Annotated in this window: 27 protein-coding genes; 3 read left to right on the top strand and 24 right to left on the bottom strand. The window is 61.8% G+C overall.

What is annotated here, in order from left to right:
* Nucleotides 1-26: 26 nt before the first annotated feature.
* The 6 genes from FE782_RS04680 to FE782_RS04655 all read right to left on the bottom strand — a co-directional run bounded on the left by FE782_RS04680 (nt 27) and on the right by FE782_RS04655 (nt 6,459).
* The gene (locus tag FE782_RS04680; RefSeq protein ID WP_138192888.1) at nt 27-545 is read right to left on the bottom strand and encodes an adenine phosphoribosyltransferase; all 519 of its coding nucleotides are present in this window, start codon (nt 543-545) and stop codon (nt 27-29) included.
* A complete protein-coding gene (gene recJ, locus FE782_RS04675; protein ID WP_138192887.1) occupies nt 542-2,947 on the bottom strand; it encodes a single-stranded-DNA-specific exonuclease RecJ in 2,406 nt (801 codons plus the stop codon). The genes FE782_RS04680 and recJ overlap by 4 nt, the downstream gene beginning before the upstream one ends.
* 29 nt (nt 2,948-2,976) lie before the next feature.
* Nucleotides 2,977-3,936 (bottom strand): cation diffusion facilitator family transporter, encoded by a 960-nt coding sequence (locus FE782_RS04670; RefSeq protein ID WP_138192886.1) that lies wholly within the window; start codon nt 3,934-3,936, stop codon nt 2,977-2,979.
* The gene (gene secF, locus FE782_RS04665; protein WP_138192885.1) at nt 3,933-4,823 is read right to left on the bottom strand and encodes a protein translocase subunit SecF; all 891 of its coding nucleotides are present in this window, start codon (nt 4,821-4,823) and stop codon (nt 3,933-3,935) included. Before secF ends, FE782_RS04670 begins: the two co-directional genes overlap by 4 nt.
* Nucleotides 4,813-6,045, bottom strand: a complete 1,233-nt coding sequence (gene secD / locus FE782_RS04660) for a protein translocase subunit SecD (protein WP_138192884.1) — start codon at nt 6,043-6,045, stop codon at nt 4,813-4,815. Before secD ends, secF begins: the two co-directional genes overlap by 11 nt.
* A gap of 126 nt (nt 6,046-6,171) precedes the next feature.
* A complete protein-coding gene (locus tag FE782_RS04655; RefSeq protein WP_238392346.1) occupies nt 6,172-6,459 on the bottom strand; it encodes a post-transcriptional regulator in 288 nt (95 codons plus the stop codon).
* 168 nt (nt 6,460-6,627) lie between these two features.
* On the opposite strand from FE782_RS04655, the gene spoVB reads away from it, so the two are divergent.
* Complete coding sequence (gene spoVB, locus FE782_RS04650; RefSeq protein WP_138192883.1) at nt 6,628-8,187, top strand: stage V sporulation protein B; 1,560 nt, start codon at nt 6,628-6,630, stop codon at nt 8,185-8,187.
* A 2-nt stretch (nt 8,188-8,189) separates the two neighbouring features.
* Here the strand turns inward: spoVB and FE782_RS04645 are convergent, their stop codons facing one another.
* The gene (locus tag FE782_RS04645; RefSeq protein ID WP_138192882.1) at nt 8,190-8,879 is read right to left on the bottom strand and encodes a DUF421 domain-containing protein; all 690 of its coding nucleotides are present in this window, start codon (nt 8,877-8,879) and stop codon (nt 8,190-8,192) included.
* Nucleotides 8,880-9,077: 198 nt separating this feature from the next.
* Between FE782_RS04645 and FE782_RS04640 the strand changes: the two genes are divergently transcribed.
* Nucleotides 9,078-9,470, top strand: a complete 393-nt coding sequence (locus FE782_RS04640; protein ID WP_138192881.1) for a TIGR04086 family membrane protein — start codon at nt 9,078-9,080, stop codon at nt 9,468-9,470.
* Between the two features lie 72 nt (nt 9,471-9,542).
* Here FE782_RS04640 and yajC read toward each other — a convergent pair whose 3' ends face one another.
* The 16 genes from yajC to FE782_RS04560 all read right to left on the bottom strand — a co-directional run bounded on the left by yajC (nt 9,543) and on the right by FE782_RS04560 (nt 24,333).
* Nucleotides 9,543-9,839 (bottom strand): preprotein translocase subunit YajC, encoded by a 297-nt coding sequence (gene yajC, locus FE782_RS04635; RefSeq protein ID WP_138192880.1) that lies wholly within the window; start codon nt 9,837-9,839, stop codon nt 9,543-9,545.
* 30 nt (nt 9,840-9,869) lie between these two features.
* A complete protein-coding gene (tgt, locus tag FE782_RS04630) occupies nt 9,870-11,009 on the bottom strand; it encodes a tRNA guanosine(34) transglycosylase Tgt (RefSeq protein WP_138192879.1) in 1,140 nt (379 codons plus the stop codon).
* Nucleotides 11,010-11,037: 28 nt separating this feature from the next.
* Complete coding sequence (queA, locus tag FE782_RS04625; protein WP_138192878.1) at nt 11,038-12,090, bottom strand: tRNA preQ1(34) S-adenosylmethionine ribosyltransferase-isomerase QueA; 1,053 nt, start codon at nt 12,088-12,090, stop codon at nt 11,038-11,040.
* A gap of 5 nt (nt 12,091-12,095) precedes the next feature.
* Entirely contained in the window at nt 12,096-14,210 is a 2,115-nt protein-coding gene (locus tag FE782_RS04620; protein ID WP_138192877.1) for a SpoIID/LytB domain-containing protein, read from the bottom strand.
* Nucleotides 14,207-15,220 (bottom strand): Holliday junction branch migration DNA helicase RuvB, encoded by a 1,014-nt coding sequence (gene ruvB, locus FE782_RS04615; RefSeq protein ID WP_138192876.1) that lies wholly within the window; start codon nt 15,218-15,220, stop codon nt 14,207-14,209. Before ruvB ends, FE782_RS04620 begins: the two co-directional genes overlap by 4 nt.
* A gap of 21 nt (nt 15,221-15,241) precedes the next feature.
* Nucleotides 15,242-15,889: a Holliday junction branch migration protein RuvA gene (ruvA, locus tag FE782_RS04610; protein ID WP_138192875.1), complete on the bottom strand. Its 648-nt coding sequence runs from the start codon at nt 15,887-15,889 to the stop codon at nt 15,242-15,244.
* Complete coding sequence (gene ruvC, locus FE782_RS04605) at nt 15,886-16,395, bottom strand: crossover junction endodeoxyribonuclease RuvC (RefSeq protein ID WP_138192874.1); 510 nt, start codon at nt 16,393-16,395, stop codon at nt 15,886-15,888. Before ruvC ends, ruvA begins: the two co-directional genes overlap by 4 nt.
* Nucleotides 16,396-16,527: 132 nt before the next feature.
* Nucleotides 16,528-17,160 (bottom strand): BofC C-terminal domain-containing protein, encoded by a 633-nt coding sequence (locus FE782_RS04600; RefSeq protein WP_238392345.1) that lies wholly within the window; start codon nt 17,158-17,160, stop codon nt 16,528-16,530.
* 146 nt (nt 17,161-17,306) lie between these two features.
* Nucleotides 17,307-18,404, bottom strand: a complete 1,098-nt coding sequence (locus tag FE782_RS04595) for a hypothetical protein (RefSeq protein WP_138192872.1) — start codon at nt 18,402-18,404, stop codon at nt 17,307-17,309.
* Nucleotides 18,405-18,558: 154 nt separating this feature from the next.
* Nucleotides 18,559-18,936 (bottom strand): monovalent cation/H(+) antiporter subunit G, encoded by a 378-nt coding sequence (gene mnhG, locus FE782_RS04590; RefSeq protein ID WP_238392344.1) that lies wholly within the window; start codon nt 18,934-18,936, stop codon nt 18,559-18,561.
* The gene (locus FE782_RS04585; protein ID WP_138192871.1) at nt 18,908-19,204 is read right to left on the bottom strand and encodes a Na(+)/H(+) antiporter subunit F1; all 297 of its coding nucleotides are present in this window, start codon (nt 19,202-19,204) and stop codon (nt 18,908-18,910) included. Before FE782_RS04585 ends, mnhG begins: the two co-directional genes overlap by 29 nt.
* Nucleotides 19,204-19,680, bottom strand: coding sequence for a Na+/H+ antiporter subunit E (locus FE782_RS04580; RefSeq protein WP_138192870.1), 477 nt, complete (start codon nt 19,678-19,680; stop codon nt 19,204-19,206). Before FE782_RS04580 ends, FE782_RS04585 begins: the two co-directional genes overlap by 1 nt.
* Nucleotides 19,681-19,686: 6 nt before the next feature.
* Nucleotides 19,687-21,159, bottom strand: a complete 1,473-nt coding sequence (locus FE782_RS04575; protein WP_138192869.1) for a Na+/H+ antiporter subunit D — start codon at nt 21,157-21,159, stop codon at nt 19,687-19,689.
* Nucleotides 21,152-21,490 carry a Na(+)/H(+) antiporter subunit C gene (locus FE782_RS04570; RefSeq protein WP_138192868.1) on the bottom strand — a complete coding sequence of 113 codons (339 nt, stop codon included), beginning with the start codon at nt 21,488-21,490 and terminating at the stop codon, nt 21,152-21,154. The genes FE782_RS04575 and FE782_RS04570 overlap by 8 nt, the downstream gene beginning before the upstream one ends.
* Before the next feature lies 1 nt (nt 21,491).
* Nucleotides 21,492-21,914, bottom strand: coding sequence for a Na(+)/H(+) antiporter subunit B (locus tag FE782_RS04565; RefSeq protein WP_202914474.1), 423 nt, complete (start codon nt 21,912-21,914; stop codon nt 21,492-21,494).
* Nucleotides 21,904-24,333: a Na+/H+ antiporter subunit A gene (locus FE782_RS04560; RefSeq protein ID WP_238392358.1), complete on the bottom strand. Its 2,430-nt coding sequence runs from the start codon at nt 24,331-24,333 to the stop codon at nt 21,904-21,906. The genes FE782_RS04565 and FE782_RS04560 overlap by 11 nt, the downstream gene beginning before the upstream one ends.
* A gap of 127 nt (nt 24,334-24,460) precedes the next feature.
* On the opposite strand from FE782_RS04560, the gene FE782_RS04555 reads away from it, so the two are divergent.
* A complete protein-coding gene (locus tag FE782_RS04555) occupies nt 24,461-24,709 on the top strand; it encodes a hypothetical protein (protein WP_138192865.1) in 249 nt (82 codons plus the stop codon).
* A 58-nt stretch (nt 24,710-24,767) separates the two neighbouring features.
* Here the strand turns inward: FE782_RS04555 and ilvE are convergent, their stop codons facing one another.
* On the bottom strand, nt 24,768-25,646 hold the full coding sequence (gene ilvE, locus FE782_RS04550) for a branched-chain-amino-acid transaminase (protein ID WP_138192864.1): 879 nt from the start codon (nt 25,644-25,646) through the stop codon (nt 24,768-24,770).
* Between the last annotated feature and the right edge of the window lie 3 nt (nt 25,647-25,649).

Here is a 25,649-nt window from a genome sequence, read left to right as displayed (position 1 = left end):
TTCGAGACTGCCCTTTTTTATCCGGGTTAATACGTAATCAACGATACGACGTCAATGCCGTTCATCTTCTGCCGTCCGGTCAAATACGACAGCTCGATGAGGAAGGCGGCGCCGACGACATCGCCGCCGAGCTTCTTCACGAGATCGATGCACGTCGCGATCGTACCGCCGGTCGCGAGCAGGTCGTCCGCGATCAGCACCTTCTGGCCGGGACGAATCGCATCCTTATGAACCGCCAGGCTGTCCTTGCCGTATTCCAGATCGTAGCTCGCTTCGATCGTCTCGTACGGCAGCTTGCCGGACTTGCGGATCGGCACGAAGCCGACGCCGAGGGCGTATGCGAGCGGCGCGCCGACGACGAAGCCGCGCGCTTCCGGTCCGCAAATGACGTCGATTTGTTTGTCCTTCACGAGCTGGCGAATCTGGTCGATCGCTTCGCGGTAGACGTTCCCGTCGCCGAGCAGCGTCGTTATATCCTTGAAGCGAATGCCCGGCTGCGGCCAATCCTCGATAACTCGAATATGATCTTTGAAATTTACGCTCATCCTACTGCCTCCGTCTTTCTGAGTTCAATGTCTTCGCGGCGGAAGGACGCTTGCGCGAGCAGACGCTCCTGCAGCGCTTCCGTCGTCATTCTCTTCCATTCCTGTCTCGCGGTTTCGGCGTGCAGCGCCATGGCGAACGACGCCGATTCCGATAAATCCCGTTTCGCCGGAGCGTTCGCGATCCGAACCGTACCCGAAGCGCCGCCTTCCTCGACGAAGCCTAGCTCTCGGAAGACGCGTACCGCGAGGCGAGCCGCTTCGAGACCGAGTCCGACCCGTTTCGCGACCGCCCCGATCCACTCTTCCGCGGGAGATTCGCCGAGCTCCCGCATACAGACGTACGCGCGCTTCATCGTCTCCCGATCGATGACCGGCGCACCGTCCAACGCTAAGGCGTACGTGCGGGACAACGAAACATTCTGTTTCAGTATAAGATGAAACCTCTCGAATGGGAAAGGGCAATTTACGAACCAAACGTCCGTCGCCCGTTCGAAGGGCGCGTCGAACGCATTGACGTTGACCGGAACGACAACCCTATCCCCTTCCGTCGTCAACCGATAGACCGGGACGGTCTTCCACCAAGCGGCGAGGGCGACCGGCGGTTCGTCGTAAGGCCCCAATAAGAACGCGGGGCGCCAATCGTCCGTTCGCGCCGCCTCCCAACGCTCGCGGAATGCGGAAGCGGTCGTAGCGGAGCGCCAATCGAACAGCTGGATATGCGGTACGGCGACGTCCTTCACGATGATTTGCGGCGTCTTGCGGCCGTTCCATTCGTTCACGGACAGCTCCCCGACGAGCGACAGCCGGGATCCGAGCGCCACGCGGCGAACGGTCTCCCCGATGCCGAAGCCGACCGCTTCGATTTTGTGCCCGCTTCCCTCGAGCCGGAACTTCGCATGACGTTTGTCTTTGCCGATGACGGTCGCTTCCCCGACGATTGCCTGGGAAATCGAAAACTTCGGCGCGGGATGCCCCATCCCGTAAGGCGCCAGCTTCTCCAGCTCCTGAATCGCTTCGATCGTAATTTCGGACAAGTCGAGCTCCGCGTCGACTTGCGTCATCGGCGTCTTCAACTCCTCCGTCAATCGGGAGGAAGCCTCGCTTCGGAACGCCTCGACGAAGGCGGCCAAGTTGTCGCTGTGGATCGACAATCCGGCTGCGGAAGCATGTCCGCCGAAATGCAGGAACATCGACTCGCAAGTCTTAAGCGCATCGTACAGATGGAAGCCCGGGATCGCCCGGGCAGAGCCTTTGCCGACGCTCGATTCGGCGTCCATGGCGATGACGACCGTCGGTCGGTAGTACGTCTCTACAAGTCTGGAAGCGACGATGCCGATAATGCCCGGATTCCACCGGTCCGAAGCGACGACGATGCCGTCTCCGGGGCCTCCCGCTCGCTCTACGAGCTCGATCGCTTCCGCGGCCGCTTCCTCCACCATACGCTGTCGCTCCCGGTTCAGCGCATCCATCCGGCGCGCGATCGCATCCGCTTCGACCGGATCGTCGGCGATAAGCAGCTTCACTGCCTCGTCGGCGTCGTCGAGCCGGCCCGCGGCGTTGATCCGAGGCGCCAAGCCGAATCCGATCGTGTTCGAGGACACCTCTTGGCGCTCGACGCCCGCCACGCGGAACAGCGCCGCGAAGCCGACCGGCGGCTCGTTCCGCAGCTGACGCAGCCCCAACTTCACGATCGAGCGGTTCTCTCCGACGAGCGGCATGACGTCCGCGATCGTGCCGAGCGCCGCCCAAGCGGCGAGCTCTTCCGGCACGCGGCCGAGCAGCGCGTGCGCGAGCTTGAACGCGACGCCGACCCCGGCGAGCCCCTTGAACGGATAAGCGCAGTCATCGCGCTTCGGATTGACGACGGCGAGCGCGTCCGGCAACGTCTCCGGCGGCTCGTGATGGTCGGTGACGATCAGATCGAGACCAAGACGACGGGCCGCGGCGGCTTGCTCCACGGCGGTAATGCCGGTGTCTACCGTAACGACGAGCGAGACGCCGCTTCGGCTCGCTTCCTCCAAGTAATGCGTATGTAGTCCGTATCCGTCGCGTACGCGATGCGGAACGCGGTAATCGAACTCCGCCCCCAGCATCCGGAACAGGCGGACAAGCAATGACGTACTGCTGACGCCGTCCGCATCGTAATCGCCGTAGATCAAAATTTTCTCCCGCTCCTGAATCGCGCGGCGAATGCGCGCGGCGGCGTCGGACATGCCTGCGAGCAGCGATGGATCGTGAAACGTATATTCGTCGGAAAGAAAAAATGCCGCCTCCTCCGCCGTGTGGCCTCTGGCGGCCAACAAGGCGGCAAGCAGCGGACGAATGCCGAATCGTTCCGATAATTCTCGAACGTACGCGGGGTCGGGCGAACCGACCGACCAACGCGTCTTCGGTGAGAGCATAGTCGCTCCTCCTTGCGATTGTCTATCGATTAATGCAGCAGCGACGGATAATCGTCCTGCGCGGCGTCCCCGTCGATCTTGTACGGGAACCCCGGGTCGTACGGATTGACGTGCACGAACACGTCGGACACGTGACCGAATTTGTTCATTAGCTCGTGTTTGACCGCCTTCGCGATATCGTGACCCTCGAGCACCGTAATCCTTGGGTTTACGCTGATCTTCGCGTCTACGATAACGTAGTGGCCGTGCTCACGCGCGCGAAGCTCGTCGACCGTGATAACGCCTTTGACGTTTTGCGCGGCGGTCACGAGCTCTTCCGCGTCCTCCGCGTGAAGCACGTGATCGAGCGTGTTGTGAATCGACTCCATGATCAGCTTGTAGCCCATCCGGAGCACGAGCGCGGCGACCAACAATCCGGCGACCGGATCGGCGTAAGCGAGCCAACCGATGCCGTATATCCCGCCGAGCACCGCGCCGAGGACGCCGATCAACGCCGCGCCCGAAGCCATGACGTCGCTGCGGTGATCCCAGGCGGTCGCGATGAGCGCTTGAGAATTCAACTGTTTCCCGAGTCGGAACTTGTACCGAAATAAAAATTCCTTCACGACGATCGCGACGGCTAACGCCCAGATGGCGTACGACTCCGGAATCGGAATCGGACCTTCGCTGAAGAAGATCGTCACGACGGCCGTTCTGGCCACCTCGAAGCCGACGAGCAAGAGCAGCACCGACACGATGATCGCCGCGATCGATTCCGCCTTGCCGTGCCCGTACGGGTGGTCCTTATCCGGCGGACGCTTCGCGGCGCGAAGTCCGATCAGCACCGCGAACGAACCGGCAACGTCGGAAGCGGAGTTGGCGGCGTCGGCGATCAACGCTTGACTGCCGGAGAGGAAGCCGACGACGCCTTTCATGACGGCTAACGCCAAATTTCCGAAGATGCCGAGCCAAGCGGCGAATTCCGCCTTGGCGAAACGTTGCTGCGTCATTTCGACCTCCCGAGGCTCCCTTTTTTCAATACGTACCAAATCGGCGACGCGATCCCTATGGAAGAATATGCGCCGGCCACGAGTCCGATGATGATCGCGAGCGAAAACAGGCGAATCGACTCGCTGCCGAAGATGAACAACGCGACGGCGGCGACGAGAACCGTTACGACGGTATTGATCGAACGGGTGAACGTCTGCCAAATGCTGTTGTTGACGACGAGCGCGAGGTCGCCGTCCGACTTCAGCTTCGCGAAGCGGAGGTTCTCGCGGATCCGGTCGAAGATGACGATCGTATCGTTAATCGAATACCCGATAATCGTCAAGACCGCGACGATGAACGTGAGATTCACTTCCAAACGGAAGATGGCGAAGATCGTGATCACGATGAACGCGTCGTGGAGAAGCGCGACGATGCCGGCGATCGCGAACCGCCATTCGAACCGGATGCTCACGTACAAGATGATGCCGATGCTTGCGACCAACACGGCAATGATCGCATGCCGCAGCTGCTCGCGCGCGAGCTCCGAATCGACGGAGTTCACTTCTCGCGATACTTGATCGCCGAATTGGGCCTTGAACAGGCCTTCGACTTTCTCCACCTCTTGCTGCGTCAGCGTAACCGGGAAGCGAATCGTCACGCGGTCCCCGTCGCCGCCGATCGTCGGACGCACGCCTTCGAAGCCGGCCTCGGCGACGATGCGTTCGGCTTGCTCGATCGTTATCGGCTTGCCGACTTCGACGTCCATATTCGTGCCCGATCGGAAATCGACGCCGTAGTTGAGCCCTGCGGCTGCAAGCATGACAATGCCGATGACGGTCAACGCGATCGAGAAAATAAAAAACTTCTTTCGGTGCTTGATGAAGTCCAGATGGATCTTATAACGCACTGATTTCGTCCTCCTTCACGCCGAAATATTTCGGATGTTCGACCGCTCTGCTCCGCACGAGGAGGCTAAGCAGCAAGCGCGAGAAGAAGACGTTCGTAATAATGCTCGCCACGATGCTCGCGATGAGGATGACGCCGAAGCCCTTCACCGAGCTCGAGCCGAGGAACAAGATAACCGCGGCGGCGATAATCGTCGTCAGATTCGCATCCATAATCGTACGGAAGCTGTTCTTCGAACCCGCCCGAAGCGCCGACGATACTTTCTTGCCGCTTCGAATTTCGTCTTTGATCCGCTCGTACGTAATGATGTTCGCGTCGACCGCCATTCCGATGCCGAGAACGAAAGCCGCGATGCCCGGAAGCGTCAAGGTTACGCCCATTAAGCGGAAAGCAAGCAGCAGCAGCCACGTGAACGCAAGGATCGAAACCGACGCGAGCAGTCCCGGAATGCGATATACGACTACCATGAATAATAGGATAACGATCAAGCCGACGACGCCGGCGAGCAGCGTCTGCTCCAGCGACTGCTGTCCAAGCGTCGCGCCGACGCTCTGCGTGTACTTCTCCGTTAATTTCAAAGGAAGAGCGCCTAAGTTAATGACGTCTGCGATTTCCTTGGCCTCGTTGAACGTATAGCGGCCCGTAATCGAGGCTTGTCCGTTCGCGATCACGCTTTGCACGATCGGCGCGGAAAGCTCTGTCTCGTCGAGATAGATCGCCAGAGGTTGTCCCAGCAGCTTCTCCGTCACTTGGCGAAACTTCTCGGCGTTCTTGACTTGAAGTTGAATATACGGCTGTCCGGCTTGGTCGAACTGCACCGACGCGCCGCCTTGAACGAAGTCGCTGCCGAGCATCTCCTTCTTGCCGTCCGGTCCGCGGAACGTCAATTCGGCCGGCTTGCTCAGAATTTCCCGAACCTCCGACTCGTTCGTCACGCCCGCGATCTTGACGCGAATGCGGTCCGCGCCTTCCGGCGTGATCTCCGGCTCGGTCGTCCCGAGCTTATTGACCCGCTCCTCCAGGCTGCGCGCCGTCTCGCGAAGCGAGTCCTTCGTCACTTCCGTCCCTTCTTCCAGCGGCGAAGCGACGTATAAAATCTCGAACCCGCCCTTCAAATCGAGCCCCAGCTTGATGCTCTGCGCGATCGGCAGGCTCGTCCCCGCGACGACGCCGAGCGTGACGAGCACGATCAGGATAAATGCCGTAAGTCGTTTCTTATCCATGGCAGCCTATCTTGCTCCCTTCCCTGTGTCCAATAGTCTCATTATACCCACCGTCAAAAAGCGAGTCAAAAAACCCTTACACGACAAAAGGCGCAGCCGAAGCCGCGCCTCCGGGCCCGGGCCGCGCTACGGCCGGGGCTCTCTCTCCGCTTGTTTCCATACGCTGAGCGTCATCCAATTCATCAGCCCCGTCGCCCGAAGCGACATAATGTCGTTCACGAGCCGATGCAATGGCGGCAATTCCTTGTATTTGGAGCTGACGCAATCCCATACGTCCTTGCCGGTGACGCTCTCGTAGCCGAGCATGTGGAACTCGTCCGCCTTGCTGTTGCAAATCTCCTCGATCATTGCGTTCAGGGCTTCCTCGCTCATCGGCTCAACGCCGGTCTCGTCGTCCCGCTCCCATTCGGTCATGCGCCAACGTCCCTCCGTAGGATCGAATACCTTTATCATAACACAAATCGCAACGTCGTGGGCGGGTCGTCCATATTCGGACGCATGACGGAGGGACACGCCTCATAACCATGTAAGGAACGCTTGTATAAGCGGCAGCTTTTCTATCGGGAAAGGGCGCGTGTTTCCATGACCAAGCAATCCTTTATCCGCGGCACGATGATCTTGCTCGCCGCAGGACTCCTCAACCGCATACTCGGCTTCGTTCCCCGCATTACGCTGCCGCGCGTCGTCGGCGCGGAAGGCGTCGGCCTGTACCAGCTCGGCTATCCGCTGCTCGTCGTTCTGCTGACGGTCATCACCGGCGGCATTCCGCTCGCCGTCGCCAAGCTCGTCGCCGCGGCCGAGTCGGAAGGCAACGAACGCAAGGCCAAGGACGTGCTCCGCCTGTCGCTCGCCTTAGCCGTTGCGCTCGCCGTCGTATTCACGGGAGCGCTCCTGCTCGGCGCCCGGTGGATGTCGCAGGAGCTGCTGAACGACGAGCGCGTCTACTACACGCTCCTCGCGATGAGCCCGATGCTGCTCATCGTCGGCGTATCGGCCGTGTTCCGCGGCTACTTCCAAGGCCGGCAAAACATGGTGCCCACGGCCCTCTCGCAGACGGCGGAGACGGTCGCGCGCATCATCGCGATGCTCGTCTTCGCCTACTTCTTGCTGCCTTACGGGGTCGCCTTCGCCGCGGCAGGCGCGATGTTCGGCGTCACCGTGGGGGAAGTGTGCGGGCTCGCCGTCATCGTATATCAATATTTCCGTACTCGATCGGCTTACAAAGCGTACCACACCGCGGCGATCGGCGTCTCCGGAGCGCCGAGAAGGCTGGCCGCATCCTTCAAAGAGATGCTGCGCATCGCGGTTCCGGTGACGGGCAGCCGCATGGTCGGGTCGGCTTCGTATTTCCTTGAGTCCGTCATGACGGTCAAGGCGCTCGCCATCGCCGGCGTCGCCGTCGCGGCCGCGACGACGCAGTACGGCTCGCTGCAGGGCATGGTCATTCCGGTGCTGCTGCTCCCCGGCGTGCTGACGTACTCCTTATCGGTGTCGCTCGTCCCGACGCTCGCCGAAGCGGCCGCGCGCGGCGACACAAGGTTAATTCACAAGCGGCTGCATCAGAGCTTGCGTCTCGCGCTCGTCAGCGGCGCGCCGTTCGCCGTGCTTATGTACGTACTTGCCGAGCCGATTTGCTTTTACCTGTACAACGACGCCGAGGTCGGCGGCATGCTCAAGCTAATGGCGCCGGTGGCTGTCTTCTTATATTTCCAAGGCCCGCTGCAGGCGACGCTGCAAGCGTTGGACCGACCTGGCACCGCGCTGCTCAATACGTTCTACGGCGCGGCGATCAAGCTGACGCTGATCTACCTTCTGGCGACCCAGCCGGAATTCGGCATCTACGGCGTGCTCGCCGCGATCAACGTGAACATCGCGCTCGTTACGATCTTGCATTGGAATAGCGTCGTGCGGCTCGTGAAGTATTATTTTCCGCTGGGAGACGTGTTGAAGACGGCCGTCGCGGCGGGAGCGTCCGGCTGGGCCGCGCATGCGATCTTCCTCGGCGAATGGCATCCGTCTCCGCTGCTTCGCTTTTTATCCGCCGGAGTCGGCGCCGTCGCCTTGTACCTCGTCTTCGTCGTGCTGCTGAAGCTCGTCGACAAAGACGACGTCGGACGACTGCCTTTTCCGCGCCGGAAATAACTTTATTTCTTATCGATAAACCAGCGGCCGCGATGATCGACCGTGCAGAGGAACACGTCCTTGGCGTCTTTGACGCCGCGCGACTCCAGCTCCCGCTTGAGCCAAAACCGGGTTTGTCCGATTTTCTCGAGCCCTTCCTTCTGTACCTTCCCGTCCATGATCAGCGGAACCGGCAGCCCGACGAACCGAAAGTCCGGCGGAGCCTTCCCGGCCCTCTCGCCGGAGGTATTGCCGGAATCGTACTCCTCCTTCTTCATCAACGCGAGCCGCCCGGTCGGCTCGAGCACCGCGAATTCGACGTCGGCGACATTCATCACATTCTTTTCGCGCAGCTGCAGCATCAAGTCGTCCAGGCTGTATCGCTGCCTCTTCATTTCGTCGCGGTCGAGCTTGCCGTTCGAGATGATCGGGCTCGCCTTCCCTTCGAACAGGAGACGCAACCGACGACTCTTGAGCGTGACGAAGGCGATGACGATCTGCAGCAGCGCGAGCAGCAGCATCGGGCCGATGCCCTCCCAGAGCGGGCGCTCGGGATTTTCGACGACGATGACGGCAAGCTCGGTGATCATGATCGAGATGACCAAGTCGAAGACGGACAGCTTTCCGATTTCCCGCTTCCCCATCATCCGGATCGCAAGGTAGATGACGAAATAGATCAACACCGTCCGAGAAAAGATCGTGACCGCCTCCATGCGTCTCCCTCCTTGAAATCTCTGCTGCGGCGCAGCGTGCATTGGGTATTGTCACCGCCGTCGCGCGGGCGCATGCAGTCGCGGGCGACGTAAGTTTTGGCAGCTTGGTCTATTTCGGGCGGCTTGGCCATATGGTGTATTAGGTGTATTCGACGAAGGACGAAACGTGAAAAAAACGTTGGCGGAGGTCGATGAAGAATGAATCCGATGAAAAGCGTGTCTTCCGGCGTGAAGGCGGGCTCCCCCGTCCTCCGGGGGTTGATGGTTTCGCTCGCATGCATGGCGGCGGCCACGGTGGTGGCGTCCGCGATCTACAAGTTTACCGGCGCGAAAGAAGGCACGATGGAGACGTCCGTGTACATCATTCACAGCCTCTCCCTCTTTATCGGAGGCTTGATCACGGGGAACCGCGCGGGCCGCAAGGGCTGGTACTACGGCGGCATGATGGGCGTGTTGTACAGCGCGATCGTCGTCCTCGTCGGCTTTCTCAGCTACGACGCGGCGTTCACGGTCTATACGCTCGTGCTGCTGCTTCTCTCGTTCGCGGCCGGCGCGCTCGGCGGCATGATCGGGGTCAATTTAAGAAGATAACGGCCGATACGGAAAAGGACGTAAAAAACCGCCCCGAGTTTCGACTCGGGGCGGTTTCATAATTTATGGGTCTTACGCGCTCGTTACGACCGTATCGATCGCGCTGCGGTTGAACGTCAATCTCGTCGTATCGTTCACGAGCAGCACCATCGTGTCGTCCGTCAGCTCCACGATCTTGCCGTGCATGCCGCCGACCGTTACGACTTTGTCGCCCTTCTTCACGTTCGCGAGCATCATGTTCCGCGTCTTGGCCCGCTTCTGCTGCGGACGAATGAGCAGGAAATAGAAGATGGCGAACATGAGCACGAACGGGAGCAGCGACATCAAGATATTCCCTTGACCTGCCGTATCCCCTGTCAACAAAAACATATGTACAATACCTCCTTCTATGTCGTCGGGTTAAAATCCCCGAGCGTTCTCGGCGTTGAGACCGTAGCGGTCGAAGAACTCTTCCTTGAAATCTCCGAGCCGGTCTTCGGCGATCGCCTGGCGCACCTGACGCATAAGGTCGATCAAGAAATACAGATTGTGATACGTCGTAAGACGGATGCCGAACGTCTCGTCCGCCTTAATCAGATGGCGTAGATACGCCCTGGAGTAATTGCGGCACGTATAACACGAACATGCCGGATCGAGCGGACCGAAGTCTCGTTCGAAGGCGGCGTTGCGAATGACGAGGCGTCCCCGGCTCGTCATGGTCGTCCCGTTCCGGGCGATCCGCGTCGGCAAGACGCAGTCGAACATGTCGACCCCGCGCATCGAGCCTTCGATGAGCGCGTCCGGCGAACCGACGCCCATCAAGTAACGAGGCTTGTTCGTCGGCAGCAGCGGCGTCGTCACCTCCAGCATCTCGTACATCAGATGCTTCGGCTCTCCTACGCTCAGTCCACCAATAGCATACCCCGGGAAATCCATGGAAGTCAAATCCGCAGCGCTCTGCTTGCGATACTCGGGATACATGCCGCCCTGCACGATGGCGAACAAGCCTTGATCGTCCGGCCGCGCGTGGGCCTTCAGGCACCGCTCCGCCCAGCGCGACGTCCGTTCGGTCGACTGCTTCACGTACGCTTCGTCGGCCGGCCACGGCGGGCATTCGTCGAATGCCATCATGATGTCGGGACCGAGCGCGTTTTGGATTTCCATCGCCTTCTCCGGACCGATGAACAGCTTGTCGCCGTTCAGATGCGAACGGAAGTGAACGCCTTCCTCGGTAATTTTCCGAAGCTCGCTCAGACTGAACACTTGGAAGCCGCCGCTGTCCGTCAGAATGGCGCGGTCCCAGTTCATGAACTTGTGCAGTCCTCCCGCTTCCTTGATCAGCTCGTGCCCGGGACGTAGAAACAGGTGGTACGTATTGCTGAGGATAATGCCCGCACCCATCTCTTTCACTTCTTCGGGGCTCATCGTCTTCACGGTCGCTTGCGTGCCCACGGGCATGAACGTCGGGGTGTCGAAGCTGCCGTGCGGCGTGTGCACGCGTCCGAGCCTCGCACCGGTTTGCTTGCAGGTTTTAATCAATTCGTACGTTATGGCAGCCATCGTCTGAATCCTACTTCCCTTCCCCTGCTTAAGATATGAACATCGCGTCGCCGAAGCTGAAGAAGCGATATTCCCGCTCCACCGCTTCCTTGTATGCGGCCAGTACCCGCTCCGTACCCGCGAGCGCGCCGATCATCATGAGCAGCGTCGACTTCGGCAGATGGAAGTTGGTGATCAGCGCGTCGACGACGCGGAACTCGTAGCCCGGATAGATGAAGATGCTCGTCCATCCGCGAATCCCGCCTTCGCCTTCGCCCTCGCCGGCGAGAATGCGCGCGCCCGTCGTCTCGAGCGTTCGCGCCGACGTCGTGCCGACGGCGACGACGCGGCCGCCGTTCGCCTTCGTCTCCCGCACGAGCTTCGCGGTTTCCGCCGGCACTTCGTAATACTCTTCGTGCATCACGTGCTCGTCTACCGTCTCGACCGACACGGGCCGGAACGTTCCGAGGCCGACATGCAGCGTGACGGGGGCGGTGCGGACGCCCTTCGCTCGAATCCGGTCGAGATACGACGCGGTGAAATGAAGCCCCGCCGTCGGCGCCGCCGCCGAGCCCGGATGCTTCGCGTATACGGTCTGGTAACGGTCCTTGTCGTCCAATCGTTCCTTGATGTACGGCGGCAGCGGCATCGTGCCGAGCCGCTCCAGCACTTCGAGGAAGATGCCTTCGTACCGGAAGGCGACGATGCGTCCGCCGCCTTCCGTCTCCGCTTCGACCGTCGCTTCGAGCAGCGGACGGTCCTCGCTCTCGCCGAATCGGATGACGCTGCCGGGCTTCAAGCGCTTGCCCGGGCGCGCGAGCGTCTCCCACCGGTCGCCGCCGAGATCCTTCAGGAGCAGCAGCTCCGCCTTGGCGCCGGTATCGGGCTTCCAGCCGTACAGCCGAGCCGGAAGCACCTTCGTATCGTTCATGACGAGCAGATCGCCGGGGCGAAGGTAATCGATAAGATCGGAAAATTGCTTGTGGCCGATCGCCCCCGTGCGCTTATCCAGCGTCATGAGCCGGGAGGCCGTGCGCTCCGCCAACGGCGTCTGCGCGATGAGCCGCTCCGGCAGCTCGAAATCGAACAAATCTACGTTCAATGGGTTCATTCCTTCGTCACGCTTGCGTCTTTATAGTAGTATAACAAGATTTTCCTGTAGTCATACCCGATCTCGGCGAGGCCGAACGCCCCCCACTGGGACAGGCCGAGGCCGTGCCCGAAGCCGGTGCCGTGGAAGCGGAACGCCGCGCCGCGCGTCGCCACGCGCGCCGAACCGTCGCCGTTCGAAATCAAATACGCTTCGGCCGACAGCGACTTCTTGACGCCGTTCGCGCCGGTCGCGGAGAGCGGCTGCGAGGCGGTCGACGACAGCTCCGTCCGTTTGCCGCCCGCGCCGAGCGCGGTCACCGCGCCCGTCTGTTCGACCTCGAAGCGGCTGCTGGGCAGGCCGAACAGCGTCCGATACTGCTCGGGACGCGTCACCGGAATGTTCTTCCCGTTCATGACGACCTCCGTCACTCGGGCGCTGGCCGCGCCCCGCCCGGTCACTTCGATCGAGGAAGGCGTCCCGAGGCCGGCGACGACGCCGGGCGCTACGCCGCTCGCATTCATCTGCAGCTGCAGCCGTCCGGCGTCGATCGGCCCTCGGATCCACTGATAAGCGGTGGATTCGATGTCGCGGTCGATGACGGTGACGCCAGCTCCCTTGGCGAGCGAAGCGATCGACGGATTCGTGTCGTTGTTGACGAACGGCGCGGTCCGTACGTTGACCGCGTCCTCCGCGACGGCGCCCAGCGGGAAGCCCGCCGCGTTCGTCGCGCCGGACAGCTTGACGAGGTCGGAGCGGATATATCCGATGCGCTGATCCGGCAGGACGACGCGATACCACATCAGCTTGTTCCGCTCGGCCGCGTCGTCCGGGCTCGGGATCGAAGCCAGCCCCGGGATCGGGGCGCCCCATACCTCTACCGGATCCGCGGTTCGACCGCCGGCGTTGCTCGAGTAGAACGCGTCGAGCAGCGCGCCGTTCGGCAGCGTCAGCCGCTCGCCGGCCGTCGCCTCCGCCGCGGCGAGAATGACCGGAAACTCCCGCTCGATGCCGCGGTACGCTTGATCGGCGGTCGTATCCGTTACGTTCGCGACGCCGTACTTCCAGCCTTGCTTCAAGACGTACGTCCGCGCGGCGACCGCTTGCGCCTTCAGCGCCTCGACCGGCCACGAAGCGTCGAGCTCCGCGCCGACGACGGCGGCGACGTACGATTCCAAGTCGACGCGGTTCACGACGGCGAGAGCGCCGTTGTGCGCGAAGACGTCGATCGCGCCGCGGTACGACCTGGCGAACCGTTCCGCGACGCGCACCGCCCCGCCGTCCTTCGCCGGGGTCGCCGTCAGCTTGGCGCCGTCGCCGCCGACGGCGGCGTGTCTCGTCGCAGGCGCGAGGTTGGCGTCGCCGACCCGATCGCTGCGCAGCAGCGCGTAGCGGACTGTCGGCGCGACCGGCATCGCCGAAAGACCCGGCTTCGCCGCGGCCGCCGCCGAGATCGCCTGCTGCAGCCCGGCGTCGTCCGCCGCGCCGCCGATCCACAGCTCGTAGCGGACGGCCCCGCCGCCCACGCTCGTCAGCGCCGGCACGGCGTAGACGCCCGCGTCCCACAGCGGCGCGGCGGCGGCAAGCGCCTCCGCCTCCGAAGCGTGCGAGCTCGCCCTCGCGTAGAACGGGCCGCGCAGCGTCATCGCCGCGCCGGCGAGCCGCGTCGCGACCGCGGCGTTGCCCGCGAGCGCCGTGCGCCCCGCTTCCGCCGCCGCCTTCGTCGCGTACGGCCCCGCCTCGACGGCGTACAGCGGCTTGCCGCCCTTCGTCCGCTCGAATACGGCGACCGGCTGAGCCGCCTTCTTCACGTCGGCGGCGAACGCCGCGGCCTTCGCCGCGTCGCCCGTCTCGACCACGACGACGCGGTAGCCGTCCGTCGTCGCCCGCACCGCGGAAGCGTCCGCCGTGCGCAGCCAATCGACGCCTGCGGCCGCGTCCGACAACACGAGTCCGCCTTCCGCGGACAATGTGACCGCGCCGGTCAAGGCGTTATAATTGTTCGTCTTCACATAGAGCGCGACATGGACTTCCGCCTCGCCGCCGTCCGCGAACGCGGGAGCGACGGGCAGCGCCGGTCCGGCGAGCAGCGCCGCCGCGACGACGGCCGCGAGCCAAAACTTAGGTTTCATCCTTCCGCCCCCTTCTTCGGCGGGTAGCCGAGATGGCGATACGCCGCCGGCGTCACGACGCGCCCGCGCGGCGTTCGCTGCAAGAAGCCGATCTGCAGCAGATACGGCTCGTACACGTCTTCGATCGTCCGGCTTTCCTCGCCGATCGACGCGGCGATCGTGTCGAGTCCGACCGGACCTCCGTCGAAGTTCGCGATCATCGCCCTCAGCATCTTATGATCGATCTCGTCGAGGCCGAGCGCATCGATGCGAATCATCCGGAGCGCGGTGTCGGCAAGCGCCTTCGTAATAACGCCGTCGCCCCTCACCTGCGCGACGTCGCGCACGCGCTTCAGCAGCCGGTTCGCGATTCGCGGCGTGCCGCGGGAGCGCATGCCGATCTCGGCCGCGGCGTCCGGAGCGATCTGCACGCCGAGAATGTCCGAAGCGCGGGAAACGATGAAGGTCAGCTCCTCCACGTTGTAATATTCCAGCCGGCTGACGACGCCGAACCGGTCGCGCAGCGGCGCGGACAGCATGCCCGCCCGCGTCGTCGCGCCGATCAAGGTGAACGCCGGGAGATCGAGTCGCACCGAGCGGGCGCTCGGTCCCTTGCCGATAATGATGTCGAGCGCGAAATCCTCCATCGCCGGGTACAGCACTTCCTCGACCGTCCGGTGCAGCTGGTGGATCTCGTCGATGAACAGGACGTCGCCTTCCTGCAGGTTCGTCAGGATCGCGGCGAGATCGCCGGGCCGCTCGATGGCCGGGCCCGACGTCGTCCGGATATTGACGCCGAGCTCGTTGGCGATAATGTTCGACAGCGTCGTCTTGCCGAGTCCCGGCGGCCCGTACAGCAGCACGTGGTCGAGGCTCTCCCGGCGAAGCTTGGCCGCTTCGATGTAAATTTTCAAATTTTCCTTCACCTGGCCCTGCCCGATATATTCGGACAAGTACCGGGGGCGGAGGCTGTATTCCACTTGCGAGTCTTCCATCATCAAGTGGGCCGAGATGATGCGATCGTCCTCCATGGTTGCCCTCTCTTCCGTGTATTACGCCTGATAGAGCGACTGCAGCGCAAGCTTGATCAGCTTGTCCGCGCCGTCGCCTTCGCCGGCCTTCCCTTTCACGTCGCGCCACGCGCGTTCCGTCTCCGCGTCCGTATAGCCGAGCGCCATGAGCGCGTCCTTCGCCTCCCGCCAAGCGACGGACAGGCCGGCGGATCCGGCGGCGGTCGAAGCGGCCGCCTCCGCGCCCGAGAGAGCCGCGGCGCCCGCGCCGAGCGCGACGGGGATGCCGATGCCGTCCAGCTTATCCTTCAAATCGAGCACGATGCGCTGCGCCGTCTTCTTGCCGATGCCCGGCAGCCGCGTCAGGAACGTCAGATCGTCGCTCTGAATGGCGGCGACGATCCGCTCGGGCGCCCCGCCCGACAAGACGCCGACCGCGACGCGCGGGCCGATGCCCGTCACGTCGAGGAGCTTGCGGAATAACGCCTGCTCCTCGCGCGTGGCGAAGCCGAACAGCTGCACCGCGTCCTCGCGAACGTGATGATGGATGAACAACGTAACCGTCTGCTCCGCCTTGCCGGCGAACGCGTACGGGTTCGGACAAAAGACGCGATACCCGACGTCGTGCACGTCGAGCACGACGAAATCGGTATCGACGACGACGGGCTTGCCCCGTAAAAAATCGATCATGGTTTATGGACTCCGTTTCCGTTCAATCGATCGTGGAATGTGGACGTATGCGCGTGGCATATGGCCACCGCGAGCGCGTCCGCGACGTCGTCCGGCTTCGGAATCGAAACCAGGTTCAGGAACATGCGCACCATCTCCTGCACCTGACGCTTCTCCGCCTTGCCGTAACCGACGACGGCTTGCTTCACTTGCAGCGGCGTATATTCCGCGATCGGCAGCCCCCGCTGCACGGCCGCCAGTATGAGCACGCCTCGCGCTTGCCCTACGGACAGCGCCGTCGTCACGTTCTTGTTGAAAAACAGCTTCTCGATCGCGACGGCATCCGGCTTATACTTCTCTATGAGCTGAACCGCAGATTCATAGATTTGTTTCAATCGAACTCCTTGATCCGTATCCGCCTCGGTCGTAATGCACCCGTACTGAATCGGCGACAGCTTGCTGCCGTTCTTATCGACGAACCCGAACCCGACGATGGCCAGGCCGGGGTCGATCCCCATGATACGCAAGAGTTCCTCTCTCCTTGTCCTGCAACCTTACGAACATATGTATTCCTAGAAGGTTATCATACCAAAAAAAAGACGAGAGCGTCCATCCTCTCGTCTTTCTCCGGCGATTCCGTTATGATCCTGCCGGGAACGTTACGCTTCCGGCTTCATGACCTTCTCCGTCTCGTCGATCGCGAAGTCGCTGAACGTCGACAAGACGCTGTTATAATCCGCGAGATCCGTAATGCGGATCCCTTCGCGCAGCTGCGTGACGACCTCGCTCGGCAGCGCGCTTTCGAGATGTTCGACATCCAGTTGGAAAAAGGTCTTCACCGCCTTCGCCTCGCGCGGCGGACCTTCGTACAGCGTCAAGCTGCCCGCCGCGTCGACCCCGATGTAGGCGTTCCGCTTGCACGCCTCGGACAGATCGTCCACATGCTCGGTGAAGACGACGGCTCCGTCCTTCGCGGCGCCGAATTCCCACTCCGGGTGCGCCGACGCCAGCTCGGCGATCCGCTCCGGCGGCAGGACGCCGAGCGGCAGGTCCTCCTCGCCGCACACGTACAGCCGCCGCACCGTCACCGACGCTTCGCGCTCGAGATCGCTCGGCGAAGCCGGCGCCTTCTCGCGGAACGAGAAGACGGACAGGCTGTCCCCGTTCCCCGGCGCCCCCAGCTTCGGACCGGCGTCCGCGTATATCCATGCGATTCCCGCGGCCAGCGCGAGCATGCCTAAGGCAAGCCAACGGCGGCCGACGCGGAATCGTTTTTTGAGTCGTTTTTTCATTTGACCGAAGAAGCCCATTGAACTTACGTTCACCCCTGACGAATGCTGCGATCGGTTCTACTCCCTATTCTAGCCAGCGGCGGTAGGGACTATACGCCGAACGCTTCGTCGGGCCCTTCGCAAGAATGGACTTCTTCGGCTTCGGATCAGTCGTTCACCCAGGGCTTCGACTTTCGGCGCGACGTCCGGCGAGCGCCGCTCGCGCGCTTTAAGAACGAGCGCAGCAGATCGTCTCGAGAGGAGATGCGCGCGTTCTTCTTGCGGGAGCGCGCTTTCTTCGGCTCGGCCTTCGCGGTCGGCGGAGCCGTCTCGGCCGTCGGCGCAGCATCGGGCGCTTGCCCTTGAGCCGCGCTCGCGTAGGCGCGCTCTTCGCCGCCGCGGAGCGGCAGCGCGTACGGCAGCCGCGGCGCGGCCGGGCCGCCGCAGCCGCAATCGTGCGACGCCTGCGACGGGTACCCTTGGAACGGCGACGGGAACGGCTCCGGAATGGCGCCGTACGTCGCGAACGCCGACGGATCCGTCGGACCGAAGGCGCCGTACGGCGGCGCGGCCGGTACGTGACCGTAACCGAACGGCCCCGGATAGAACGTCGGCGCGCCCGCCGGCACGACCGGCGTCGGCAGCGGCGCGAACGGATGCACCGCCGCGGGGCCGTCGTTCATGCCGCTCCACTGCACATGCAGCGGGGATTGGTCGCCGACGGCGGGCTCCGTCTTATAGTAGGACGGAAGCGACTCCGAACCTGCGGAAGCCGTCGTCGGCGATGGCGGCAACGGCGGCAAGGACGGCATCGACGCCATCGACGGCGTCGGCGGAGCGGAAGCCGCCGTCGGCGCGTTCGACGCCGACGGCACCGACGGCATCGACGCCATCGGCGGTGCGGACGGTACGGTCGGCATGTTCGGTACCGTCGGCATGTTTGTCGCGGTCGTCGCAGGCGTGGTCGCCGGCAAAGTCGGTTCCGGCAGCTCCGCCGCCGGCTCGGGGGCGGCCTGCGCTTCCGCCTCTTGGCGATGCCCCGCGAACGCCGCGACGGCATACGGCGCGATCGGCTCCGGCCGCTGCGTTCCGCCGGCCGCCGTCATGAATACCGGTCCCGTCGGGATTTTCACCTTCGCGCCTCGCGCGAGCGCCTCGGCTTCCCCGAGCTGCGGATTCGCCGCGAGAATGCGTTCTCGCGCGACGCCGTATTTTTCCGACAGGGCGTTAATCGAATCTCCGTCTTTCGCGATATGGAGTTTCATAGGTCCCCTCCTGTTCCTAGATGAGATGTAAGTATCCGAGCGACGCGTCGCGCCCGCGGGCGCTGTGCGTTCGCCTAGTGCACTACATCTTATGCAAGGAGCGGCGGTTTGACATCCGAAAAAACAATATTGGCCTGATTTCGGCGAAACGATATTACGCTCCCGTCCGTTTGTTTTCCGAACGAAGCTTCTTCGCCAAGTCGTCCTGCACGGAGCGCTCCGACAACGGCACGCCCGATCGGTACGCCGCGCGGCCGATCATATGGCCCGCGACGGGAGCCGTGGCGAACAGGAAGGCGATCGCGAGCAGCATCTTGGCGCTCGTCACCTGATGCATTAGGAGAAAATATAGAAAGGCTCCCAATAAAATGCTCATGACGCCCAACGTCGAGCTTTTCGTCGCCGCGTGCGAGCGCGTGTACACGTCAGGCATCCGAATGAGTCCGAACGAACTGACGGCGCACAAAACCGCGCCTAGTAAAATCAATGCCGCGACGAGCCATTCACCGATCATCCCCGCCGTCTCGCTCATATTCGATCGCCACCCCTCTTTCGATATATTTGGAGAAGGCCACCGTACCGAGAAACGCTACGATGCCGATGAGCAAAATAATGTCGGAGTACGACTCCGACCGGAGCATGACCGATACGATCGCCACGATCGAAAGCAGTTGAATGCCGATCATGTCGAGGGCGATGACGCGGTCCGGCATCGACGGGCCTCGAAGCACGCGATAGATCGCGCCCAGCACCGACAGCGAGATGATCGCCAGCGCGATCGGCAAAGCGGCGTCCAGCATTATCTCGTCACCTCCCGGATGGCCCTTTCGAACGAGCCCTTGATTTGTCGTTTCAATTCATCGGCGTCCCCGATGTCGATCGCATGAATGTACAGCGTGTCTTGCCCGGGGGACACTTCAAGCGTGAGCGTTCCCGGCGTAAGCGTGATGAGGCAGGCGAGAAGCGTCACTTCCCAATCCGATCGGAGTTCGGTGCGATACGCGAACACGCCGGGCCGAACGGTCAACCTCGGACGCACGATATGTCCGATGACCGCGATATTGGATAACACCAATTCCTTCAGGAATAAACCGAGCAGTTTTACGATCGCCCACACTTTACGCAAGTAAAACGGTTTTTTGAAAAATCGCCTGAGGCCGAAAAGAAACGCCATGCCGATGAAGTACCCGACGACGAAACCGACGAACGTCATATCGTTCGCGAGCAGCATCCAGATGAGCGCGAGCAATCCGTTCAATACGATCTGAAAGGCCATATGTCTCTACTCCTTTAACACGGCTTCGATATACAACTCCGGCCTCGCCAACACTTCGCCCGCAAGCGAAACGTACGCATTGACCCATTCCGCGCCGACGCCGAGCAACGCAACGATCGCGAGCAGCGAGGCGCAAGGCGCGAGCAGTCCCGACGGAACGACGGATGCGGGCTCGCCGGACTTCGGCTCGCCCCAGAACGCCGACATGAACAGCCTCGTCAGGGACAACAATACGAGCAGGCTTGTAGCGAGGGCGACCGCGACGCCGATGTAGCGCCCGCCTTCCAATCCGCCTTGCACGATGAGGAGCTTTCCGACGAACCCGCTGAGCGGGGGCACGCCGGCGATCGCCATGCCCGTCGCGAAGAACATCCATCCGAGCGCCGGCGCCTTTTCGATCAGTCCCCCCATCCGCCCCGACCTATCGGTACCCGCGAGCGTCATGAGCCAACCCCCAAGCAAGAAGACGAGCGCCTTGGCGACCATGTCGTGGAGCAAATAGAAGACGACCCCGTCGAGCGCCGCTTCCGTCGCCGCCGACAAGCCGAAGCCGATCAATCCGACCGCGACGACGATGTTGTATATAAGAATTCTCGGCACGTCCCGATAGGCGACCGCGCCAAGCGCCCCGAGCGTCATCGCTCCGATGCTCATCCATTCGATGAGCGGCTGCGTGAACCCCGGGTCATACGCGAAGATCAACGTGAACGTCCGAACGATCGCGTAGACGCCGACCTTCGTGAGCAATCCGCCGAACATGGCGGCGACGACCGAAGGCGGGGCCCCGTAGGATCCCGGGAGCCAGAAAAATAGGAACAAGCCCGCTTTGAGCGAAAAGACGACGAGCAGCAAAGCGGCCACTACGTTCAGCCCTCCCCCCTGTCCGGTTTCGGCGACGCGAACCGCGAGCTGCGCCATGTTCAGCGTGCCGAGAGCCGCGTACAAGTACGCCATCGATGCGACGAACAGGATGGAAGAGACGATGTTGATCAAGATGTATTTGATGGACTCCCGAAGCTGCCGCTTCTCCCCGCCGAGCACGATAAGCGCGTACGAAGAAATGAGCATCACTTCGAAGCAGACGAATAGGTTGAAAATATCGCCCGTCAAGAACGACCCGATCACGCCTACGGTCAGAAACTGGGCTAACGCATAGAAATGATGCCTCTCGCGTCCCTCCCCGATCGTTCGGAACGCGTAGAACAAGCAAGCTCCCATGACGACGGCCGACGTTAACGCAAGAAGCGCCCCCAGCATGTCGGCCACGAAGACGATGCCGAACGGCGGGAGCCATCCCCCCATATACAGCGTCTGGATCCCGTCCGTTCGCACCTGCTGTACGAGATAAGCGCACGCCGCCACGTTCAGAAGCGCGGCGAGGGCGCTGATCGTGCGCTGAGCTCGAACGTTCGAGAAGAAAACGAGAACGACGCCGGCGAGCAGCGGAATGAGCAGCGGCAGGACGACCGCGTTATTCATCGTCATCCCCCCTTAATAGTTCCATATCGTCCGTTCTCAGTTCCTGGTAGGCGCGGTACGCCAACACGAAGAAGAACGCCGTAACGCCGAAGCTGATGACGATGGACGTCAGAATGAGCGCCTGCGGAAGCGGATCCGTATAAGCGCCCGCCTCTTCTCCGAGCAAAGGCGCGGCGCCCCGCTTCAGACCCGCCATCGTCATCAGCAGCAGATGCACCCCGTGACTCAGAATCGCCGTCCCCAGCACGATACGGAGCAGACTGCGGCTAAGAATCAGATACGTCCCGACGCTGAACAATGCGCCGATCAAGATCGACATGATGAATTCCATGTTAGCGGTCCTCCCCGATCGACAGAATGATCGTCATCGTCACGCCGACGACGGCCAGGTAGACGCCGAGATCGAACAGCACGGCGGTGGCGAGCTCCTTCTTCCCCAAGAAGGGCAGCTCTTTATACGCGAACGTGTGGCTAAGGAACGGTTGATCGAACGCGAACGAGCCGACGCCGGTCAGTACGGCGACGAGCAAGCCGATCGCCGTCACGATGCGGAAGTCGACGGGTACGACCTTGCGTACCGTCTTCAAATCGAACGCGAGCGCGAGCAGCACGAGCGCGGACGCGGTCACGAGGCCTCCGATGAAGCCTCCGCCCGGATCGTTGTGTCCGGCGAAAAACAGATGCGCCGCGAAGGCCAATATGATGAAGACGACCAGCTTGGCCACCGTCCTCAGGATGACATCGTTAGCTTTCATTCGACGAATCCCCCTTCCTATCGACTTGCCGCGGTGCGCGGAGCTTGATCATGGCGTAGATGCCGAGCGAGGCGATGCCGAGCACCATGATTTCCAGAAGCGTATCGAAGCCGCGGAAGTCGACGAGGATGACGTTGACGACGTTCTTCCCGCCGCCCAGATGGTAACTTTCCTCGAGATAATAGTCCGCGATCGACTCGAACCCGTTCGTGCCGCTCGCCGCTAACGCCGCGATCGCGACGATCGCGCCGACGCCGACGGAGACGACCGCGTTCGTCAGCTTGAAACGGCGCGAGGTCGTTTCCTTCCGAAGCTTCGGCAGATGGTAGAAGCACAGAAGGAACAAGGCGACCGACACCGTCTCGATGATCATCTGCGTGAGGGCGAGATCGGGCGCGCGGAACAATACGAAAAACAGCACTACCATATACCCGACCGCGCCGACCAGGATGATCATCGTCATCCGAGAGCGGGCGAACGGGACGGACAACGTCGCCAGCAGCGTCGCCGTCACGAGCATCGCCTCGTAAATGCAGATCGGCGCATAGCCGGGGTAGCCCGGGTCGATCGCGCCGAAGGCGCCCGTGCGGTAAAGCGCATATCCGACGACAGCGATCAGAAACGTGAAAATATATAGAAGGTAATGGCGCACGGAACCCGTCATATACGCATTCGTCAATCGCGCCGAGCCGCGTTCGAGCCCTTCGAGAGCCCCATCGTACAGCGCGTTCAGCGACCATTGTCGAGGAAGCCTGCCATAGACGCCCAGCCAGCGCCGCAATTGCCAGAACAGCAGCGAGCCGACGGCGACGACGCCGATCGTCATGAACAGTTCCGCCGTCCAGCCGTGCCAGAAGGAAATATGAACATGGAAGTCGTCGCCCGGCGCGAGCAGCGACGGATAGATCGACGCGAGCGCCGGTTCGATCAAGTAATAGCTCGCGATGTCCGGAAACAACCCGAACGCGACGACGAGCGAAACCAACGCGGCCGGAGGAAGCAGCAGCCCCAGCGGCGCTTCGTGCGGCTTCGTCGGCAGCTGTTCCGGCTTCGCTTTCCCGAGGAACGTCTTAAAGACGAAGACGGCGCTGTAGACGAACGTGAAGACGCTCGCCGTCCAAGCGACGATCGGAAACAAGGCGCCCCACGCTTCCATCGAAAAGAAGTTCATCCGGGAAGCGTTCAGCACCCCCGTAAAGAACATCTCCTTACTGAGGAAGCCGTTGAACGGCGGCAAACCGGCCATCGACCCCGCTCCGACGACGGCGAACGTGAACGTAATCGGCATGATCGCCGCCAAGCCGCCGAGCTTGCGGATATCCCGGGTGCCCGTCTCGTGATCGACGATGCCGGCGACCATGAAGAGCGCGCCCTTGAACGTTGCATGGTTCACCAAGTGAAACACCGCCGCGGTCATCGCGAGCACGTATACGTCCGAAACGTTCCCTTCGAACGCAAGCGCCGCCGATCCGAGTCCGAGCAGGCACATGATCAACCCGAGCTGGCTGATCGTGGAAAACGCGAGGATCGCTTTGAGGTCGGTTTGCTTGACCGCTTGGAACGAACCCCAGAACAACGTCGCGAGACCGAACGCCGAGACCAGCCAAAACCACTCCGACGTACCGCCGAACAAGGGCGTCAGCCGAGCGACCAGGTAGAGGCCCGCCTTGACCATCGTCGCCGAGTGCAAATACGCGCTGACCGGCGTCGGCGCCTCCATCGCGTCCGGCAGCCAGATGTGGAACGGGAATTGCGCAGACTTCGCGAACGCGCCGACCAGCACGAGCGCCATCGCCCAGAAGAAGAGCGGCTGCGAGGCGAGGGCGCCGACTTGGGGAATCATCTCCCTAACGCTGTATGTACCTGTCATGATGTACAGCAATACGAATCCCGCAAGCATCGCGAATCCGCCGAGCACCGTAATCATCATCGACTTGAGCGCGCCGTACCGCGACCGCTCCCGTTGATGCCAGAACGCGATCAATAAGAACGAGGACAGGCTCGTCAGCTCCCAAAACGCATACAACGCGATCAGGTTGTCCGACAGCACGACGCCGAGCATCGCTCCCATGAACAGCAGCAGATAGACATAGAAACGGCCGATTCTCTCCTTCGTCTTGGACAAGTAGAAGATCGAATACAGCGTGACCAAGCCGCCTATGCCCGTAATGAGCAGGACGAACAGCAGGCTGAGCCCGTCCAGATGAAACGAGAGATCGATCCCTAACGACGGAATCCAAGAAAGCCGAGCTTCCTCGCCGACCCCGGAGCGGACGACGGCGAACCGAGACAACCAATAAGCGAACAGAGCGACAGGCAACGGTAGAACGAACCACCCGGTGTGTACGCGCGGGAACGACCGATGAAGCAGCGGAACGATCGCCGCGTAGGCGAAAGGCGCCGCCACGGCCAGATGCATGAAAGACAACCGCGTTTCCTCCCTTTTCTATAGCGATAATACGCGCATGGATGTATAAATCGGAGCGCGATAGTTCAACTTGTATAAAAAGACATTCCCATAATACCATTAATCGAGGTGTGGTTTCATGCTTGCGAAGAAGGTCGTCGTCTGCGCGTTGTTGTTCGCCGCGTTGCTTGCCTGCGGGAAGCTTGCGGAACGGGAGGTTCTGGAGCGACGAATGGCCGTGCCGTCGACCTATCGAACGTTCGAGCAAGGCCTCGCGATCGTTCGGGCGAACGCGTACCCGGCGTTCCGCTCTCGCGAATACGTGAAGATCATAAGGCAGTTGGAACGCCTCGATCTGGAAGAGCGTTCGCCTTACATCTCCCCATAACGCAAGGAAAGCCGCTGCGGAACGCATGTCCGCTGCGGCTTTATTGTATACAACTTTGCTATTCGAATACTTTCACGCCGTCGACCGTTACGATCTTGCGGAACTCCTGCAGCAGCGCCGTCGTGATCGGACCGGCTTTCCCTTCGCCGATGACGCGTCCGTCGACCTCGCGCACCGCGATGATTTCGGCCGCCGTACCCGTGAAGAACACTTCGTCCGCGACGTACACGTCGTGCAGCGTGAACGGTTCTTCCTTCAGCGTCAGACCCGTCTTCGCGCACAGCTCCATGACCGCCGCCCGCGTAATGCCCTCGAGCGCGCCGATATACGCAGGAGGCGTGAACACGACGCCGTTCTTCACGAGGAAGATGTTATCGGCCGAGCCTTCCGCTACGTAGCCTTGCGAGTTGAGCATGATCGCTTCGCCGACGCCGGCGAGATTCGCTTGAATTTTCACCAAGATGTTATTCAGGTAGTTGAGCGACTTGATCTTCGGATTGAGCGCGTCCGGCACGTTGCGTCGGGTCGACACCGATACGGTGCTTAGGCCGTTGCGGTACGCCTCCTCCGGATAAATCGAGAGCTTCTCGACGATGATGATAACGTTCGCCTTCGGCGAGCGGCGCGGGTCGAGCCCGAGGTCGCCCGGCCCGCGGGAGACGACGAGACGGATGTACCCGTCGCGCAGCTCGTTGCGGCGGATCGTCTCGATGAGCGTATCCTGCATCTCCTGCATCGACAGCGGGATATTCAGCATGATCGATTTCGCAGAGTCGTATAAACGAAGCAAGTGTTCCTTGCACTTGAAGATGTTGCCGTCGTAAATGCGGATCCCTTCGAAAATGCCGTCGCCGTACAAGAAACCGTGATCGTACACCGAAACCGTCGCGTTCTCTTTCGTTACGTATTCGCCGTTCAAATAGATGACTTGTGCCATGAG

It is taken from the genome of Paenibacillus antri, assembly GCF_005765165.1.
Taxonomy (GTDB): Bacteria; Bacillota; Bacilli; order Paenibacillales; family YIM-B00363; genus Paenibacillus_AE; species Paenibacillus_AE antri.
The sequence above is the reverse complement of the archived record's forward strand: the minus strand, read 5'-3'. Positions and strand labels throughout refer to the sequence as shown.